Consider the following 17,549-nt stretch of genomic DNA (forward strand, 5'->3'; position numbering starts at 1 on the left):
AGCCGGATTTCAAATACACTTCAACCAGTGTGCCTCCACTAGGCTGTGGCGCGAGAAAACACTGCGGCACTATGGGGCCTGACCTATGGCGCGATGTAGCCCGCCTGATATATAATGTCGGACGCGTTGTCCTGGAGAATTGGATGAGGGGAGGTGCGCCGTGAACCGCTGCTGCAGATACATCCTGGATCTGATCCTCTGCTTTATCGTCGTCTGCCTGATAGCTGTCCCCGCCGGTCTGGCAAAACCCCTGGATGAGCCCGTCTATGCTGATGTATACATGTATGAATTGAAGGACGGCATGCTCACGGATTACGACGACTTTCACCGACTGATAGGCCTGCACTACGCGGTAGGCAATATGGACATAAAGGTCACGACCTTTAATAACACGGTCAAGTGCGATTATTCGGGCACGGACACGAGCACCTGGTCGGAGACGGACAGCCTGGGTCACCGGGAGTATCCGGCCACCATCAAGGTCAAGCTGACCATGTACGGGGATTACACTTCCAAAGGTGGCATGAGCGGACACTATACGTACGACTGCGATTATACGGTAACCGGCCGCAAGGCAGGCACCGAGACCATCTTTATTTCGCTCAAAGGGTCATTCATAGGTCCAGGGGGCCTGGCAACGGGGCCGTACACGATCACTTTCGGTCCGGGCACGGGCATCATGACCGATGAGAAAGGCGATAAAAGCGATTTCTCCGTGAAAAGCTGGGCGGCCGGTTTCCAGGTATACGAGAGTCTGCGCGATTCGGGGACGAGGTTCTCCGGCATCACGGGCGTGGTGGAAATTCTGTTGCCGCAGGATGCGCCCCGCGGCTGGAAGGCGGCAAAACTGGACATGGTGCTTCCCGTCGGGACGCATATCAGGACTGAAGATGACAGCGCCTGTGTAATGTCATTTGCCGACCTGTCAACATTCGTGCTGGAATCGAATGGTGAAATCGTCCTTAAGTCGCCTCCGGACAAGGATTCAGACGTGCAACTAATCCAGGGAAGTATGTGGACCAATCTAAAAAAGATGTTCAAAGAAGGCAGCATGGAGATAGAGATGAACCAGGCGGTGGCCGGCATCAAGGGCACAACGCTGGTCTGCGAGGAAACGGGCAGTAAATCCACCGTTAAAGTCCTGGCCGGGGATGTCACCGTGACCTCCAAAACCACCGGCAAGCAGGTTAACTTGGCAGCCGGCAAAATGGTCTCAGCCACCTCTGCAGGCCTGGGCCATGTGGCCGGTTTTAATGTCAATCAGGAGCAGGCCAAATGGCAGGCACTGGCTCCGGCATCGGCTAAAGGCCTGGTTACACTGGGCAGCGCCACGACACAGAGCCATACCCCTTCAAATTCCGATAGTCAGGCCGGTGGTACTAAAAAGAAGATCAGGATCGGGCCTTTGAGCTGCTTTATCGCCACCGCCGCCTACGGCAGCGAGACCGCTGCCGAACTTGACACGCTACGGGCTTTCAGAGACAGGGTTCTGCTTACAAATATGCCCGGCGAGCTGCTGGTGGATACCTATTACGCCTGCAGCCCCCCTCTGTCTGAGATAATCGCTAATAATGGGTTGCTGAGGGCAATGGTGCGGATATACTTGCTGGATCCGGTGGTGGTGCTGCTCAAGAGCACGCAGCCGGCATGGAATAAATAAGCTTGAGTGCATATGCGGGTTTTCACGCACGGTTCCCCTGCCCCAAGTTTGATCAGACGCTTTTGTGATCTGAGCCTATGCTGACGTCGCCGTCGCCGAACAGCTTGAACTGATTGCGGCCATGGCCCTTGGAGTAGTACATGGCGGCATCGGATTTTTTTATCAAGGTCTCCAGTTCCAGCCCGTCATCAGGGTAGATGGCAATACCAATGCTGGTGGATAGATCCACACGATGGCTTTCTATTATCAGCGGCGCTCTAAAAGAATCCAAGATCTTTTGAGCGATAGTGGTGGCGTCTTTTATCCGGTCTGTCTCCTGCATCACCAGTACAAACTCGTCCCCGCCAACGCGCGCTATCGTGTCGCTGGCGCGTATTATTTTTGAGATCCCTGCGCTAACAGCTTTGAGTACCTCATCACCGGCTGCATGGCCGAATGTGTCATTGATCGTTTTAAATTTGTCCAGATCCAGCGACATCACGGCAAGTTTTTCTTTATTTCGCTGGGCCAGGGCTGCGGCCATGGAGAAGCGGTCATCGAGCAGTGCCCTGTTCGGAAGTCCCGTGAGGTAGTCGTGGGTTGCCATCTCCTTAAGCTTCTGCTCCAACTGCTTGCGTTCCATGATATTGCGTGACACTCCCTGTACTCCCGTGAGCAAGCCCTTTTCATCCCTGATGCTGGTTATGGCATTCTCGAACCACAGGGTGGATCCGTCTTTGTGATAGTATTCTGATTCGATGATCAAAACCCTGTTGGGATCGGACTGGCCTGACTGCTCGTACTCAAGCTCCTGCACCAGCGTTTCCTGGGTCAGGGCTAAAGATTCCGGAGTCAGTTGCTGGGTGACATCCTGCTTCATCCTTTCTTCCGGTGTAAATCCGAGTGCCGACTCGATAGACGGGCTGACGTAGGTGGTGTGCAAATTCAGATCCATCGTCCAGAGGATATCATGCGTATTATCGGCCAGAAAGCGGAATTTCAGCTCGCTCTGCCGCAGAGCTTCGGCACTCTGTTTGCGCTCCGTGATGTCGATAAAACTTTCCAGGTAACAGGGCCGTCCCCGGACAAAAATGGTTGATACGCTTTTTAAAACGTTTTTTAGCTGCCCGTCCGCACAGATGATTTGGAACTCAGAATTGTCGATGGTCTGCCCGAGATCTTTAACCGGGCACTTACCCTTCTCCGCAGGGCAGAGAAACGAGTGGCAGACCTGTCCAATCATTGTCTCTTTGTCCCGGCCGATCATAGTTGCAGCGATCTTATTGATATCAAGTATTGTTTGCGTTTCACCATCGATGAGCAGGATACCTGTTCCCACTATATTGAACATTGCCGCGAGTGCAGCCTCGCTTTCGCGTAACTCGATCTTTTTTTGTGTAAGCTCGGTTTTTTTGCTGTTGGTTGCCATGAAATGCCCCGATAGATTATATGTTAACGCATCTTTATTTTTAATTATATAGAATATAATTATATCAGTCCCGGGACGATTACTTTAGCTCCTTAACAGGATGGCATCAAACTCAAGGTGATATTCCAATGAAGATAGAGTATCAGAAATTTATTAAAAGAGAGGACTTGAGGGCAAACCCGGATAAAATATATCTTTTCGGAGATAATACGGTTCATATAGGCTATGGTGGACAGGCGGGGGAAATGAGAGGTGAGCCGAATGCCATCGGTATCCCCACGCTCAAAGAGCCCGGTGTTTTCTTTTCTGATGACGAATATGATATGAACAGGCGGATAATTGATGAGGCGTTCAGACAGATACCGCCGGATAAAACAGTCGTGATACCGTCTGACGGATTGGGTACCGGTATAGCAAGATTGGATAGAGTTGCTCCCAGAACCTTTAACTATCTGGTCAACAAGATAAAGGAACTTGAAAAGGAGTGAGCGGACCGACAATCAATTGCCTTTACCAAATTCCGATTACGAAATTCCAACTACAAATGCTAAAATAGGGAGTTCTTACGAGTTATCCTGCTGATGAACGGCACCGACTTCCTTTCAGTTTTCCTGATAGCCATAGCTCTATCCGCAGACTGCTTTGCTGTGGCTCTCAGCGCCAGCGTCACTGCTAAAAATCCCTCCAGGCTGCAGGTCCTGCGGGTGGCTGCGATGTTCGGGCTCTTTCAGGCGCTGATGCCCGTCCTGGGCTGGCTGGCTGGTCAGACTGTAGTAAAGTTCATAGCCAGCTACGACCATTTCGTGGCCTTTGCCCTGCTTGCGGTCGTTGGCGGCAGGATGATATGGGAATCGTTCCATCATAAAAAGGAACATGATAAACAGACAGATGTTACCAGAGGCTGGATGTTGCTCACCCTGGCGGTTGCTACCAGCATCGATGCACTGGCTGTGGGGCTGTCACTGGCTTTTATCGAGGTGCACATCGCAGTAGCCGGCATCACCATCGGTGTTGTCGCCTTTATAGCTACAATCATAGGTTTCCTTCTTGGTAAAAGGGCAGGAGATCTAATCGGCAGGTGGGCAGAAACTATCGGCGGCATCGTCCTGATCGGCATCGGCCTCAGGATACTGATAAGCCACCTCCTGGGTTTTGCATAGAGCGCTTAAAGCGGCTATTCCCTGGCAATGGTTCCCCCGGCCCTTTCTCTGGCTTCTTTTTCAAAGGATTCCTGAAAACCGGGAGAATAATTCATATAGGTGGGGACGGGATATCTCAAGCCGGCTTTATGGGTGGCCTCCAGTCCTGCGACCAGCATATCCAGTTTATTTGCCGGGCAGGAAAACATGACTTCGGAATCTTGAGCTCCGCCCCAGACGCGGTCGCCGTTACCCAGAAGGACCAACTGCGGCTTGCCGGTTATTAAGGTCTTGGCGATGCCCTCATGGCAGGAACCGACTCTGCCCGCCGCGGAGAACTCGAGTGCCCCTCCTTCGTAATATAAATAGCTCTGTATGAAGCGCATCGCCTGAGCAGGAAGACAGTAGATCAAGACCAGTTCCGGGATCACTTTTGTCCGAGTTAAAGGAGAGATCACAAGACCTTCAAAACGCTTGTCCAGGCGATACATATACGGCGCCATTTTTCTGGAGGCCTCGATGTCGGCAGCATAGAGCCCGACGTTGAAACGGTCAACCCAGCCGGCATATTCCTCAGTCATCTCGTCCCACCCATATATGACACGGGCCGCCTTACAGTTGATATCTTCCTTTGTAATGGCTACCGTCCAACCGTATGAGCGGGCGATTTTAAAATTCTGGCATACAAAGCTCTGTAAATTCTGCTTTCTGAGGGGCCTTCTGTATTCAGGCTTAATCTCATCTTCAGACTGAATCGTTTTCACGGCGAGAGGAAAGGTCGATGGACGTATATACTGCTCAATTTTCCTGCCCATTTCATGGTAAATACTTAAATTATCAGCCATTAAAGTTGGCCCTCCTGTGCCTCCGTTTATCAATCCCCTTATTTTACCGTGACCGTTTCCGCAAGCCTGCGCGTGAGTATATCTGCTGCTTCTTCCACCATCTCCTCCAGGACCTGCCTGGCGGGTTTAATTTCCTTGATCAGACCTGATACCTGCCCGGCGAGGCCGCCCACGTAATCGTCCTTCTGCCCCTCGACAAAGCTCGCAAGCAGCGCTGAAGATATCATGGCCTGGATGGGGAAAGGAAGCGGCTCCAGACCCGAGCCGTCCCACAAATCATGGTACCTGTTATAGCTCGCCCGCAGCGTCTTGCCGGTGTATGCTTTACTCACGCGGGTGTCTTCATCGGTCGAGTCCAGGATATGTTTTTTATTGATCGGGTGGGCTCCCCCCTCGGTGGTGGCCAGGAAACGGGTTCCCACCCATACACCGACGCATCCTATCGCCAGAGCCGCAGCCAACGCCCGGCCATCGCCGATTCCCCCGGCAGCAAGTACCGGCACCGGTGCGGCGGCATCGATGGCCTGGGGTAACAGGGCCATGGTGCCGATGCGTCCCGTGTGCCCGCCTCCCTCATGCCCCTGTGCAACGAGGAGGTCGATGCCAGACTGTGCCATGCGGCGGGCATTCTTGGCGTTTCCGGTGATAGCGAGTACTTTCATTCCCACCGCGTGAGCCTGTGCTACCATGAAGCCGGGATTGCCCAAACCGGCGCAGAATAGCGGGACCTTTTCTTCGATGCATACCTCAATAGCCTCCTGGGGGCGAAGGGTCGTCGTATCCATTTTCACCATGATCTCCACGTCGGGGACCTGAAGTTCATGTTTTACCTTTTTTACCCAGTCCTGGTAAGGTTGCGGCAGTAACTTTAATATCTGGCTGATCGGCATCTCTTTGGCGCTCTGCTGTCCCAGGTCGCTGCCGATATCCAGCTTCTGAGGCAGCAGCAGGTCAACGCCGTAGGGTTTACCGGTTTTTGATTTGATCTCCCGTATGGCCGCTCTCAGCTCTTCAACCGTATAACCGCTGCCCCCGAGAACCCCCAGCCCTCCTGCTTCCGAGACGGCCACTACCAGGGCAGGCGGCGCCCCGGTAGTTTCCCCCATCAGCGTGGGCCCCATCCCCGCCGAGAGGATAGGGTATTCGATTCCCAGCATGTCACAGAGCTTTGTTCGCAGTATCCTTTTTCCCATAAAATTTCCCCTTTTAAATCATATTATTTGATTAATAAGCTATCTGCATAGAATAAATGCCGGGAACCCACAACCCGGTTATGGGATCATAGGGATTAAGTCTATTTTGTATTATGCAAACTCTTTTTTAGATATCGCAGTCAGGACGAGGGAAATGATACCGATGACCTGCGAGGTGATCAGCGTGGTAATGGAACCGGCCAGTGCCAGTCCCCAGACCTTCCGCATAAGTGCGCAGATCCCTCCTGCTATATCGATCAGGCCCAGTATGATCAAAGGGATTGAGATTACAGGTATCAACGTGTTCAGCCACAGGGGCATCTGGGTAACGAAACCGACGAGCGCCCCGCCGATCATTAAACCGAAACCCAGGATTAACGCGGCAGCACCCGCGATTATATCCAGTATGCCCGCAGTAACAGGTTTCCATGTCTTGTTCATTCAGTTGCCTCCTTAACCGGGTTTAATGCCGAAATGCTCATCGGCGGCAGCCCCGACAGGTTCGGATACAGTCCGGGCACATTCCAGGTACGTTTGATTATCTTTCCTGCCTTGTCGCCGGTAAGCTCGCTGTTGTCGACTGCCAGCACCCCATTCACGATGACATACGGTATGCCGTAGGAAGCCTGACCCGGCTCGATATAGGTGGATTTATCAATGACAGTTGCAGGATTAAAAAGCACCAGATCGGCATCGCAACCAACCTGAACCCTGCCCTTTTTATCCAGACCGAGCCAGTGGGCGGCCATGCCCGAGGTACGGGCCAGCGCGGTGCGCAGGTCACACACTCCCTGCTGCCTTACCCAATATCCAAGGAAGTGCGCAAATGCGCCGGCATCCTTAGGATGACCGGCGTATTTGCCCGTAACTTTATCCACCGTCATGGTGCAATCGTTTTCTATCATTACATACGGATTGCTCATCCAGAACTTCTGTTTGGCTGGCTTGTAAAGATGCCCCACCAACATGGGGTCGGGGATCTCCTTGTCCTTCACCTTCTTTCTGACATACAGGAACTGCTCGATGCTGGAGAAGCGTTCTCCCGCCTGCATGTATACCTTGCCGTCGATCACCACGGTGGACGGTACCTCAAGGTCGGAGACCTGTGATTCCATCAACTGCATCAGCATCTCGGGGGGATAGTCGAAAATCGCGGCGCCCAGCTCGGTCAGAAAAGCATCGTAACCGTACCAATCAATGCCAAGCCTCAAACCTTCGTCCATGCCCTCGTATATGGCCTCCAGCACCGGTCCCGAGCTGCGCGGTACCACCGTCGGCCCGCCGCCTGTATGTGAGATTATATAAGGTATGTTCGCATCCCTTGCCGTGCTTATAGCTTCATTGACAGCTTTCACGGCTCCTCCCGGCGTGTAGGCGTCTCTGACGTGGCTGGCGGCGCAACCTCCATACTCAGCCGCTACCTTTGCCAGTGCCAACATCTCGCTGTAGGTAGCGCCCGGGCCGTAAAACGGGCCGAACGAGACGCCGACGGCGCCGTCTTTCATTCCCTGCCGCAACATGTCAGCCATTTTTGCCAGCTGCTCGGGCGTGGCCGGCGTCCGGTAATTGGGCACGCCCACCGCCTCACGCATGGAGTTATGGCCGATAAGTACTGCTACATTGGCATACAGCCCCTCCTGCTCCGCCCGTTCCGCGTATTTGGAAAAAGTCACGTCCCTCAGTATTCCGCAATTGCCGGTGACCTCGGTGGTTATGCCGTCCTGAATGTATAGAGGAGCACCGCCGTCACCCAGGTCCGAGATGTGGCTGTGAATATTTATGAATCCCGGCGCCACCACCAGGCCCGCTGCGTCGATCTCCCTCGCGCCGTTCAGCTTCTGGGCAGAGGGAACGATGGCGGTGATTATTCCATCTTTAATACCAACATTTGCCAGCCCGTCAAAACCGGTAAGCGGGTCGATCACCCGGCCATTGTTGATGGCTATATCATAATAGTTCGTTTCTTCCTGTATATCCGAGGCCAGAGTATCTGCGCTAAAGAACGCGGGTGTTACAACTGAAGCCGTAATTACCAGGCATATCAAAAGGATAACTGCAAACCTTTTCACTGTGATTCCAACCTCCATGTCTGAATTTACTTGATTAAGATGAAGCGTGCGAATGAGATTACACTTTTCTTACATAGCCAATAAAAGAACTACCCCCTTCAGTGAGCAATAATTCGGTTTCAAGAATTTTAACCCAACCACACCGGCAACGCCACATTTTTGCCAAATGCATGGATAAAGCCGGTGTGATTATAATATACTGTAGCCGGTCGGCGATCAGGTGATAGAAGATTATGGGTACAAAGAAATAACCTGTGATCTGCTAATAGATGTGTTGCACTCGGTTCTGGATGACCATGCAACGGTTATCGCGGTTGATTTCAAACAGTGATGCATCGGCATGTAGCTGCAAGGAGGAAACATGGGTAACAGGGGTCTGTCGATCATTCTATCGGTGCTTAATCTGGCTGGATTTGCAGGCGTCGTGGCTGTTAATTACCTGGCCAATGCTCTCCCTATAAACAATAAGACTACCGGGCAGCTGTCCGACCAGTACCCGAACCTGTTTGTGCCGGCGGGGTTGACCTTTGCCATCTGGGGGCTTATCTATCTGCTGCTGGCTATCTTTGTGGTATACAGCTTGATAGTCGCTTTTAAAGCCGGCGCAAAGCGCTCTTTTATCAATAGCATAAGCATATTTTTCTTCCTTACCTGTGTGGCCAATGTTGGGTGGATATTCGCCTGGCATTATGAAATACTCCCTCTGTCAATGATACTGATGATATTGCTGCTGGCCTGTCTGATCGCGATTTACATCCGTCTATCGATCGGCAAATCGGATGCATCCACCCGGCAGAAATACCTGGTTCATCTGCCTTTCAGCGTATACCTGGGTTGGATTACCATAGCAACGATTGCCAATGCAACAGCTTTGCTTGCTGCGTCCGGCTGGGACATGTTGGGGCCGGGCGGACAATTCTGGACGATAGCCGTTATTTCAATCGGCATCGCTATCGCGCTGATGGTCGTACTGCGGCAAAGGGATATATATTTCGGGCTGGTTATTGTCTGGGCATTGATCGGAATTCTGATAAAAAGGCTGGCGGACCCGGTGCCGTACCAGAGTATAATAGTCGCTGTAGCAGCAGGTTTAATTCTCGTTTCACTCAGCATACTAATCCAGATTGTCAGGCGAAAAGTGTATTAGTCTTTGAATCCGCTACAAGTGTAAGACCCGCACGCACTGTGCTATATTATCACCGTATAATTCGGCTAAAAAGCTACGCCTGTTAAATCCGTATGCCTAAAAAAAGAGCACACAATCTCGAAGCGCTTGCCAGGACATGGCGTATATTCCTGACCGAGCCTCTGAAACGGACGAGCGGCGAGTTTTCTTCGATCGTGGTTGTGCTCAGTTTCGCCGTTCTGATAGCAGTGGGCACCTTCCTGCTATTATTGCCGTTAGCAAGTAAAGCAGGCAAGGTCACGTCGCCGGTGGACGCATTCTTCACCGCCACATCCGCGGTGTGCGTAACCGGATTGGTTGTGCAGGACACTGCTACTCACTGGTCTCTTTTCGGTCAGATAGTTTTACTGGCTATGATTCAACTGGGCGGTCTGGGTTTCATGGTCAGCGCCACACTGCTGGTTCTGATGCTGGGAAGAAGGATAGGGCTGCGGGAAAAATTGCTGATCGGTGAAAGTCTGGGCGCACCGAAGCTGGGTGGTGTGACCGGTATGGTTAAGAAAATAGCCGTCTTTACCTTGATATCGGAAGGCATAGGTACAATAATTTTCTACATGCATTTCTCATCTCAGCATTCTTACGATATGCCTCTCTGGCAGGCGCTCTTTCAATCTGTTTCTGCATTCAATAATGCCGGGTTTGACCTCTTCGGCAACTTTCAGAGCCTTACGGGCCGTCAGAGCGACATATTGCTGCTTTTAACAACGGCTGCTTTGGTTATCCTCGGCGGCATCAGCTATATGGTGGTGGCCGATATATTTATAAAGCGCCGCTTTTCCAATTTCACGCTTGACACCAAGATAGTCCTGATGGGCAGTTTGACCCTGCTGGTGTTCGGGACAGCGGTCATATTTGTTGCCGAGTATATCAATCCGTCTACACTGGCCCGTCTATCACTGGGAGACAAGCTGCTGGTGGCTTTTTTTCAGTCCACTAATGCCCGCACAGCAGGTTTTACGGCTATAAATATGGCTCAGATAACGCCATACTGTCTTTTCTTCATATTGGTCCTCATGTTTATCGGTGGCGCTGCAGGTTCTACTGCCGGCGGTATAAAAGTAAATACCTTTGGTATCCTGATGGCCACGTTTTTCAGTTCGCTCAGAGGGAAGGAATATGCGGGTATATACGGAAAAGAGTTCATTACACAACAAATATACAGAGCAATCGCAGTTGTGATTCTTTCGCTGACAGTGATCATAATGGTCACATTTATCCTGACTGTCACTGAGACATTTGATTTTCTGGCTATATTCTTCGAAGCCGTATCTGCGTTCTCCAATACGGGGCTGTCAGCCGGAATAACACCGGATTTATCCCTGGGAGGGAAGCTAACAGTGATCGTCACCATGTTTATCGGGAGATTGGGGCCGCTTTTCCTGACTTTATACCTGCTGGAACACCAGAAAATCAGCACGCACCGTTATCCGCAGGAATCGATCAGAATCGTATAGGAGGCGAAATGAAAGGACAGGTCGCTGTTTTAGGCATCGGGCGTTTCGGTTATAGCCTGGCTGAAACGCTGTATGAAATGGGCCATGACGTGATGGTCATGGATATCGACTTGAAACGCGTACAGGCCATATCGTCCCACGTCACTCATGCCGTGCAGGGCGATTCCACAGACGAGTCCGTGCTCAGGGACCTGGACATCAGCGAATTCGAAATAGTCGTTGTGGCGGTGGGGCCCAGCATTGAAAACAGCGTCTTAACTACTATTTTACTCAAACGGCTGGGAGTTAAGTACGTGATATCCAGAGCCATAAACGAACTTCATGGAAGTATACTGCAAAAGATCGGTGCCGATCAGGTTGTGTTTCCCCAACGTGATATGGGGAGAAGAATAGCCCATGGCCTGATGCTTACAGAGGTACTGGATTATATGTCTATTACATCGGACTACGGGATCTCAAAAATCGATCCCCTGCCGCAATTTAACAATAAGTCCCTGGGTGAACTGGGATTCGGCAGAAAAGGAGAAAATGGAATAGCGGTCCTGCTGATACAGCGCGGCAAGGAGATTATTTTGCATCCGGGCGAGAAAGAAATCATCAAGAAAGGGGATGCCCTCATACTGGCCTCGGAAGATCAGAAGCTGGCCAGATTTTTTAAGGCGGCCAATAAACGCGCGTCAAATTAGTTGTTTTATTTTAAGAGACGTTAATAGGGCAAGCCTCCTCACCTGATTGTGAAGCTGACCCTTGATACCGACAATCAGCACCTAAACTTTTTACCAGCCCATGCGTTTTAAATCTTACAAACGAATAAAAGGAGGATGTATTAAATATGCAACATTTCCGTTTGTATTCATTTCTGGCAGTACTCGTTGTCATGTCATTGGCGGTTACATCAGCCTGCAGCACGGCACCTACAACTCCTGCTACACCTGCCGAGCCTGCAGTTCCGTCCACGACGCCGGTTACCACGGCTCCCCTGACGGCGCCCGTCACCGGTACCTCTGACCTGGTTATCACCAAAATCTGGCTCGACGGATTGATGGTCAAGTATTCTATTAAAAACATTGGAACTGCGGACACGCCGCAAACGTACACGTATCTATATGTGAATGACCTCATGCCGACTATGGGCGGCTCCGGCTTTGTCGATGTTTTGAAGCCGGGAGAGGAGAAGGCGCTTGAATTCTCCAACTATCAGTGGCCTTACGATCAAGGTCTAAAAACACCTGAATTTGCGATCAACGTTAATCCCTCAGGCTATATCGATTTACGTCTTCAGAATAGCAAGGTCAAAGTATGCGCCGATGCCAATAATGAAGCCGGGGAAGCGATTGAGACCAACAACTGCAGGGTCATGCTGTTTGGCATGCTGTGGGATTACGACTTGCTTCGCGTGTCCAATCTGGCTACGTGGAGAAACAATGATGGCGACATCACAGATCCGGGAAGCGAGAGGAGCACGACGGGTGCTCATTTCCAGGTGCCCAATGCTGACATGGAGATGACACCACAGCTGGAGATAATACCACCGCAGGTGCCGCAGAGTTGGATGCAGGGAACCTATGGCTATTTTTATTCCGACGGGATAAATAGCTCTGCCAAAACGGCAGCCATTCAAATTCCTGCCAAGTTGCATTTTGTGGCCAGGGTCGGCCTGACGAGCAACGCAACGGGAAGCGACGGTGTGACTATCAAGTTTGGGCTTAAGGACCTCAACGATAACATGACCTGGATAGCCAGCAAGAAAATTACTACACCGGGAGCGCTTGAGAACTGGGACATCAACCTGAGTGATTATGAAGGGCAGAAGGCCTTTATCCTGCTCCGTGTGGAAGCTGGCAATTCCCCTGTTAACGACTTTACTATCTGGAATCAGGCAAGGCTAATTCAGATTAACGATTAGCTGCTCCTGAAGATGCCCTGACGGGCGAATCCTTGAGATGTTTTTGCGGACTCTGAAGCGATAATACGGTCTCACAATATCACGCCGGTCGCTGAGATCGACAGGTCCTTCAGGTCCGCAATGACATATTAATAATATAGAGCATTCGCCGATTTTAAATCAGCTGCCAAATTCTGCGAAGATAACTCGATTGCGGCCCTTATCGCCAGGGAGATAACGGGCTTGCAGCAATAGACCGTGTGTATAGTTCCATTATTTAGCGCACCCGTTCAATAAGCCGGCAGGCTGCAATCGGCCTACAGTCTATGCGTGGTGTCACAGCGGGGGCAGGTGAAGCTGTTGCCGTGAAAATCGGGTGGTATCTTGAATTTCAAGCCGCAGTTACAGGTGAGCTCGCGATATTTATGCAGTTTCCATAATACGTCCGAGGCCTCGCGCGCCCTCTCTTTTTCTGCTGGAGTAACGGCTGCGCCGACCTCGTCGCGTTGGGCTGTAACATCGCCTGAGACCAGCGACGAATTCGGGATGATACTTCCTCCGCCTTTGTGCGCCTGGTTGTAAGCGGCTTCGTAACCGGCCAGTGATACATTGCCGGCCATGGCACGCAGTATGCGTATCCTCTCGGAGATGGGAGGATGTGTGCTTGAGAGATCTTCCGCCACCCGTCCTCTCTTCCGAAAAGGATTGATTATGAACATGGGGGCAGTGGCACTATTAACGGATTTAAGCTGCTCTGTTGAAAGGGCGATCTTCTCCAGTGCCGAGGCCAGTCCTTCCGGATACCTGGTATACAGTGCTGACGACGCGTCAGCCAGGTATTCCCTTTTACGAGAGATTGCCAGGTAGATAAACTGCGCCATGATCGGGGCCAGAATCATAAAGGCGATGGCTGCCAGCAGGATTATTATCTGCGCGCCTCCCCCGCCGGAAGAGCTCCGCCTGGTGCCTCCCGTGAAAAATAGCACGCGTGAGCCGTACCATGCAATTATGACGATGGTGCCCAGCAATACGCTGCACATCGCCATCAGCAGGACGTCCCGGTTCCTGATATGGGCCATCTCATGGCCGACGACTCCCTGCAACTCATCACGGGTCAGCTTTTGCAGCAGGCCGGAGGTCACGGCCAGCGTAGCATGGTTTTTATCCCTCCCGGTGGCGAAGGCATTCATCGCCGGATCATCGACAATATAGATATCGGGCATCTTCTCCAGGCCGGAGGCTATCTTCATCTCCTCCACCACGTTATAAATGCGCGGCATGTCATCGGGACCGATTTTCCTGGCCTTGGTTAAAGAAAGCAGTATGCTGTCCCCCTGGAAATAGCCCACCAGCGTCATAACAATCCAGATCAGGAGGGCGAGAATGAGACCGAAGGACCAATCGCCGAGCAGAGTCTGCCCCAGGAAGCTGCCCAGCAGCAGCAACATGATGCCCATTGCTGTAACGAGAATAACCGACCTTACCTGGTTATCCCTGATCTGTTCCCACATGATATGGCCGGCACCGTTTAACTGAAGCTTACTTTGGGAGCCTCGCGTTCGACCGCATCGGTGACTTCAAAGGACTCGCTTGCTTTGAAGTTTCCCATGGAAGCTATGATATTGGAGGGGAACATCTCTATCTTGTTGTTATATTGCATCACGGAGTCGTTGTAGAACTGCCGCGAGAAGCTGATCTTGTTCTCAGTGGAGGTCAGCTCCTCCTGCAGGGCCAGGAAATTCTGGCTGGCTTTGAGGTCGGGATAATTCTCGGCCACGGCAAACAGCCTGCCCAGAGCCTGGCTCAGCACGCCTTCCGCCCTGGCCTGCGCGGCCACGCCGCTGTCCACTGCCTTGATGGCCATGTTCCTGGCATTGGTCACTGCCTCAAGCGTGCCTCTTTCGTGCTGCATATAGCCCTTTACCGTCTCGGTCAGGTTGGGTATGAGATCATGCCGCCTTTTGAGCTGTACATCGATCTGCGCCCAGGCGTTTTTAACCTGGTTCCGCGCGCCCACCAGCCCGTTGTAAATACCTGCGATTACCAGGACTATGATAATGGCAACGGCGATTATTACGAAGATAGCAATCAGCATTATTTTTACCTCCGATCTTATGATTTGCCCTGAAGAGTATCCCTGATATAGAAAAGAGCCATATACAGCGGATCCGCCGTATCAGGTTGATCAATTTTCAATTGCTCGATCAGGGCGCCCGATTCCCCGCCGTCGAACCACAGCCCGTGGCCGTAATTACATACATCTATGAGTATCTCCCGGCCTGATCCGATATCGATCTTTCTCATCGTTCTCCGGCAGATAGGGCATCTCCTGCTTTTTTCCGATGCATTCAGCGCAGGCCTCTGCATCAGGCTGTCTACCAGGTCCCGCGCAGTTTCCCTGGTCAGCGTATCCAGCAACAGCTCCAGTTCACCTCTATCGAACCATATGCCGCGGCAGGCCGCACAGTAATCGAGCTCGATTTTATCGAACTCGACCGCAGTCGTGGTTATCTTACATACCGGGCATTTCACGATCGTTCATTTCCCGACCATTATTTTACTACATGAAAACGTTATTGAAGGTTACCATGAGCAGGACAACTACGATAGCCAGTACGAGCACACATCCCGCCAGCAGCCCGAATCCGAATGCCGCCCACAGCCCCTGCACCCTGGTGAATTGCTCGACATTCTCCCACCGCCTGTTCTTCCAGGCCCACCTTCCGCCTTTAATGCCCAGGATGACGGCCATAACAATGTTCACTACGGGTAGCAATGCCAGCAGGGCGATGTAAGTGCCGTTGCACAGGCCCCAGATCCAGGTCATGAGGAAGGCGCCCCAGTTCCACCTCCCGGTTGCGACCGGCGCTGCGGTCCCCTTTGCATCGACTTTCATATCTGTCATGATGATATCCTCTTAATTCACTGTTATTTATTTGGCCGGCGGATTTTCCCATTTCTTCCACTGCCAGGAATCAACTTCATCAAGCGGATAAATGGGACGGGTGATCTTTGTATAGTCGATCTGGAAAACGTCGATATTGGTCGTACCGGCGCTGACCACGTTGAAGGTCTTGCGATTGTATTGCAGGAACCTGATGCGGAAGGGGAAAAGGTTCTTGGCCACGACAACGTCCGCTTTCATCAAATCCAGGCCCAGGCTGGTGAAGAAGCTGGGGAAGTAAGTATTGGGGGCCTCCTCGGTTACAATCAGGTGCGTGCCCCGGTTCCTGATTACGACAGCCCTGCCGCTGGATTTGGTGCCGTCCCTGCTTTCTCCCCTGAAGATAAGCTGTCCGCTAAATGTGTAAGGCCTGTTGTACACCTTTTCCAGCTTGCCCCCGACCGAGACCGTGACTTCTTGATTGAGTGGTGTGTCCCGGAGCTGTTGCACTACTTCGGCGTCCCGTACGGTAACATAGGAGACCAGATCAGGGCCCTCTTCCGCCAGCGCTTTGAGTATCCAGGTATTCTCGCCCGGGCTTCCGGTGCCCACCGTGTCGGAAAGATCGCAGAACATGGTAGTCCCCAGCAGCCGCTCCAGCCAGCTGTCGCGCGCGGCCCTGACCGCCTCAGATGGCGATAATATCTTCTGCGTGACTTTATAACCGCGTACGGACCAGTCGAGGTCGGCGATCTCATCCGCCAGCCTGTTTGCCAGCTCCGGGTTGTTGTTTGTGACCGCCACCGTGCTCCATCCCAGTTCCGGCTCATCCAGGAAGGGGTGAACCAGGAAATTGGATACGCAGAGCACGTTTGGAGACTGCTCCATTTGCTTCATACGGCCGAAGATGCGGTCCATGGGGGCCAGGAAATCCATCATGGTGCCGCCGCCTCGCAGCAGCCGTAGTTTGTTCACAACCATGGTGGGGCTTACCTCCCCCAGAACGGTCTGCACAAGGATTTTGCCGCTGGTGTATCCGGTGTTAAAGAAATCCCTGTGCGGGTTGGTCTTGTATCCCACAATGAACGTGGCCAGCGTGGCTTTTTTCTCTGTCATATTGGCATGCTGGTCATATGAGGTACCTACGGGGATTTGATCGCCGAACTCGTCTCTGATGGCCTGCAGAAGATCGCCTTCGGGATCGACCAGCCCCTCCACCTCCATTGAGCCGTGCAGAGAGAGATAGATGCCGTCCAGCTTTCCAGCATCGCGCAGCCGCGACATTATCTCGTTTTTAAAGCCGGCATATACCTCTTTTTCTACGGGCCCGCCGGACGCCGCCTTGGCTTCCATGATAGGTACAATTCTGATATTGCCTTTGCCAAAGTCTTCGACCGCCTGCAGGAACCCCGCCACCTGGTCTCTCTGCTCCAGGCTGGGAGCTATCATGGCATCGCCGTAATAAAGGTCGCGCGCCTGAAAATCTTTAAGCGTAGTTTTGACGGGCGAAAATGCGTTGGTCTCCTGTTCCAGGTCCACCACTGCAATAACCTTCTGCGGCGCGCCCGGCTGTAGTAGCACCGTTTCTACCGTGCCTGCAGGTTGGATACATCCCGTGAGCAATAAAAAGATCGCCAGGCAGACCGGCCCGGCAGTATGCTTAAGCATTCTCAAATACCTCCCTGCCTTAAGGAATTATAGTTGTGGGTTGATATCCGGTCAATTTCCGGCCTGCCCGGGGATTAAAGTGAAACCGATATGAGTTTATGCCCGTGGAACTGAAGCGAGTGCATTCCTTGACAAAGCCTTACCTGCCGTATATATTT

Annotated in this window: 17 protein-coding genes; 7 read left to right on the plus strand and 10 right to left on the minus strand. The window is 52.1% G+C overall.

Annotated features, from left to right (window positions below):
- The first annotated feature begins 160 nt into the window (after positions 1 to 160).
- Positions 161 to 1,660 (plus strand): FecR family protein, encoded by a 1,500-nt coding sequence (locus tag WC359_08800; protein MFA5400523.1) that lies wholly within the window; start codon positions 161 to 163, stop codon positions 1,658 to 1,660.
- 52 nt (positions 1,661 to 1,712) lie between these two features.
- Here the strand turns inward: WC359_08800 and WC359_08805 are convergent, their stop codons facing one another.
- On the minus strand, positions 1,713 to 3,068 hold the full coding sequence (locus WC359_08805; GenBank protein ID MFA5400524.1) for a sensor domain-containing diguanylate cyclase: 1,356 nt from the start codon (positions 3,066 to 3,068) through the stop codon (positions 1,713 to 1,715).
- Positions 3,069 to 3,196: 128 nt separating this feature from the next.
- Between WC359_08805 and WC359_08810 the strand changes: the two genes are divergently transcribed.
- Both WC359_08810 and WC359_08815 read left to right on the plus strand, forming a co-directional pair.
- Positions 3,197 to 3,556 (plus strand): hypothetical protein, encoded by a 360-nt coding sequence (locus WC359_08810; protein ID MFA5400525.1) that lies wholly within the window; start codon positions 3,197 to 3,199, stop codon positions 3,554 to 3,556.
- A 93-nt stretch (positions 3,557 to 3,649) separates the two neighbouring features.
- Positions 3,650 to 4,228 (plus strand): manganese efflux pump MntP family protein, encoded by a 579-nt coding sequence (locus WC359_08815; GenBank protein MFA5400526.1) that lies wholly within the window; start codon positions 3,650 to 3,652, stop codon positions 4,226 to 4,228.
- A gap of 14 nt (positions 4,229 to 4,242) precedes the next feature.
- On the opposite strand, the gene WC359_08820 is transcribed toward WC359_08815, so the two are convergent.
- The 4 genes from WC359_08820 to WC359_08835 form a co-directional block, all read right to left on the minus strand.
- Entirely contained in the window at positions 4,243 to 5,052 is an 810-nt protein-coding gene (locus WC359_08820) for a DUF169 domain-containing protein (GenBank protein ID MFA5400527.1), read from the minus strand.
- Between the two features lie 38 nt (positions 5,053 to 5,090).
- Positions 5,091 to 6,245, minus strand: a complete 1,155-nt coding sequence (locus WC359_08825; protein MFA5400528.1) for a nitronate monooxygenase — start codon at positions 6,243 to 6,245, stop codon at positions 5,091 to 5,093.
- A 111-nt stretch (positions 6,246 to 6,356) separates the two neighbouring features.
- Positions 6,357 to 6,686 (minus strand): hypothetical protein, encoded by a 330-nt coding sequence (locus WC359_08830; GenBank protein MFA5400529.1) that lies wholly within the window; start codon positions 6,684 to 6,686, stop codon positions 6,357 to 6,359.
- Positions 6,683 to 8,314 (minus strand): amidohydrolase family protein, encoded by a 1,632-nt coding sequence (locus WC359_08835; GenBank protein ID MFA5400530.1) that lies wholly within the window; start codon positions 8,312 to 8,314, stop codon positions 6,683 to 6,685. The genes WC359_08830 and WC359_08835 overlap by 4 nt, the downstream gene beginning before the upstream one ends.
- Positions 8,315 to 8,675: 361 nt before the next feature.
- Between WC359_08835 and WC359_08840 the strand changes: the two genes are divergently transcribed.
- The 4 genes from WC359_08840 (at position 8,676) to WC359_08855 (ending at position 12,860) form a co-directional block, all read left to right on the plus strand.
- Entirely contained in the window at positions 8,676 to 9,461 is a 786-nt protein-coding gene (locus WC359_08840) for a hypothetical protein (GenBank protein ID MFA5400531.1), read from the plus strand.
- A gap of 92 nt (positions 9,462 to 9,553) precedes the next feature.
- The gene (locus tag WC359_08845) at positions 9,554 to 10,954 is read left to right on the plus strand and encodes a TrkH family potassium uptake protein (GenBank protein MFA5400532.1); all 1,401 of its coding nucleotides are present in this window, start codon (positions 9,554 to 9,556) and stop codon (positions 10,952 to 10,954) included.
- An 8-nt stretch (positions 10,955 to 10,962) separates the two neighbouring features.
- Positions 10,963 to 11,640: a TrkA family potassium uptake protein gene (locus tag WC359_08850; protein ID MFA5400533.1), complete on the plus strand. Its 678-nt coding sequence runs from the start codon at positions 10,963 to 10,965 to the stop codon at positions 11,638 to 11,640.
- 146 nt (positions 11,641 to 11,786) lie between these two features.
- Positions 11,787 to 12,860 carry a CARDB domain-containing protein gene (locus tag WC359_08855; GenBank protein ID MFA5400534.1) on the plus strand — a complete coding sequence of 358 codons (1,074 nt, stop codon included), beginning with the start codon at positions 11,787 to 11,789 and terminating at the stop codon, positions 12,858 to 12,860.
- A gap of 296 nt (positions 12,861 to 13,156) precedes the next feature.
- Here WC359_08855 and WC359_08860 read toward each other — a convergent pair whose 3' ends face one another.
- From WC359_08860 to WC359_08880, 5 genes are read right to left on the minus strand one after another with little or no spacing between them, the layout of a single operon-like run.
- On the minus strand, positions 13,157 to 14,350 hold the full coding sequence (locus tag WC359_08860; GenBank protein ID MFA5400535.1) for a M48 family metallopeptidase: 1,194 nt from the start codon (positions 14,348 to 14,350) through the stop codon (positions 13,157 to 13,159).
- Positions 14,351 to 14,367: 17 nt separating this feature from the next.
- The gene (locus tag WC359_08865; GenBank protein MFA5400536.1) at positions 14,368 to 14,934 is read right to left on the minus strand and encodes a LemA family protein; all 567 of its coding nucleotides are present in this window, start codon (positions 14,932 to 14,934) and stop codon (positions 14,368 to 14,370) included.
- A 17-nt stretch (positions 14,935 to 14,951) separates the two neighbouring features.
- Entirely contained in the window at positions 14,952 to 15,371 is a 420-nt protein-coding gene (locus WC359_08870; protein ID MFA5400537.1) for a zf-TFIIB domain-containing protein, read from the minus strand.
- A gap of 28 nt (positions 15,372 to 15,399) precedes the next feature.
- Positions 15,400 to 15,744, minus strand: coding sequence for a ribonuclease G (locus tag WC359_08875; GenBank protein MFA5400538.1), 345 nt, complete (start codon positions 15,742 to 15,744; stop codon positions 15,400 to 15,402).
- A 27-nt stretch (positions 15,745 to 15,771) separates the two neighbouring features.
- The gene (locus tag WC359_08880) at positions 15,772 to 17,391 is read right to left on the minus strand and encodes a M81 family metallopeptidase (protein MFA5400539.1); all 1,620 of its coding nucleotides are present in this window, start codon (positions 17,389 to 17,391) and stop codon (positions 15,772 to 15,774) included.
- Positions 17,392 to 17,549 lie beyond the last annotated feature (158 nt).

The sequence above is a fragment of the Dehalococcoidia bacterium genome, from assembly GCA_041653995.1.
Taxonomy (GTDB): Bacteria; Chloroflexota; Dehalococcoidia; order GIF9; family UBA5629; genus CAIMUM01.

Excerpts from the sequence above, each read along its gene's own strand:
- WC359_08810 (MFA5400525.1), top strand. The coding sequence starts at position 3,197 with ATGAAGATAGAGTATCAGAAATTTATTAAAAGAGAGGACTTGAGGGCA.
- WC359_08865 (MFA5400536.1), bottom strand. The coding sequence starts at position 14,934 with ATGCTGATTGCTATCTTCGTAATAATCGCCGTTGCCATTATCATAGTC.
- WC359_08825 (MFA5400528.1), bottom strand. The coding sequence starts at position 6,245 with ATGGGAAAAAGGATACTGCGAACAAAGCTCTGTGACATGCTGGGAATC.
- WC359_08875 (MFA5400538.1), bottom strand. The coding sequence starts at position 15,744 with ATGACAGATATGAAAGTCGATGCAAAGGGGACCGCAGCGCCGGTCGCA.
- WC359_08840 (MFA5400531.1), top strand. The coding sequence starts at position 8,676 with ATGGGTAACAGGGGTCTGTCGATCATTCTATCGGTGCTTAATCTGGCT.
- WC359_08860 (MFA5400535.1), bottom strand. The coding sequence starts at position 14,350 with ATGTGGGAACAGATCAGGGATAACCAGGTAAGGTCGGTTATTCTCGTT.
- WC359_08815 (MFA5400526.1), top strand. The coding sequence starts at position 3,650 with ATGAACGGCACCGACTTCCTTTCAGTTTTCCTGATAGCCATAGCTCTA.
- WC359_08830 (MFA5400529.1), bottom strand. The coding sequence starts at position 6,686 with ATGAACAAGACATGGAAACCTGTTACTGCGGGCATACTGGATATAATC.
- WC359_08805 (MFA5400524.1), bottom strand. The coding sequence starts at position 3,068 with ATGGCAACCAACAGCAAAAAAACCGAGCTTACACAAAAAAAGATCGAG.
- WC359_08850 (MFA5400533.1), top strand. The coding sequence starts at position 10,963 with ATGAAAGGACAGGTCGCTGTTTTAGGCATCGGGCGTTTCGGTTATAGC.
- WC359_08880 (MFA5400539.1), bottom strand. The coding sequence starts at position 17,391 with ATGCTTAAGCATACTGCCGGGCCGGTCTGCCTGGCGATCTTTTTATTG.
- WC359_08820 (MFA5400527.1), bottom strand. The coding sequence starts at position 5,052 with ATGGCTGATAATTTAAGTATTTACCATGAAATGGGCAGGAAAATTGAG.
- WC359_08855 (MFA5400534.1), top strand. The coding sequence starts at position 11,787 with ATGCAACATTTCCGTTTGTATTCATTTCTGGCAGTACTCGTTGTCATG.
- WC359_08845 (MFA5400532.1), top strand. The coding sequence starts at position 9,554 with ATGCCTAAAAAAAGAGCACACAATCTCGAAGCGCTTGCCAGGACATGG.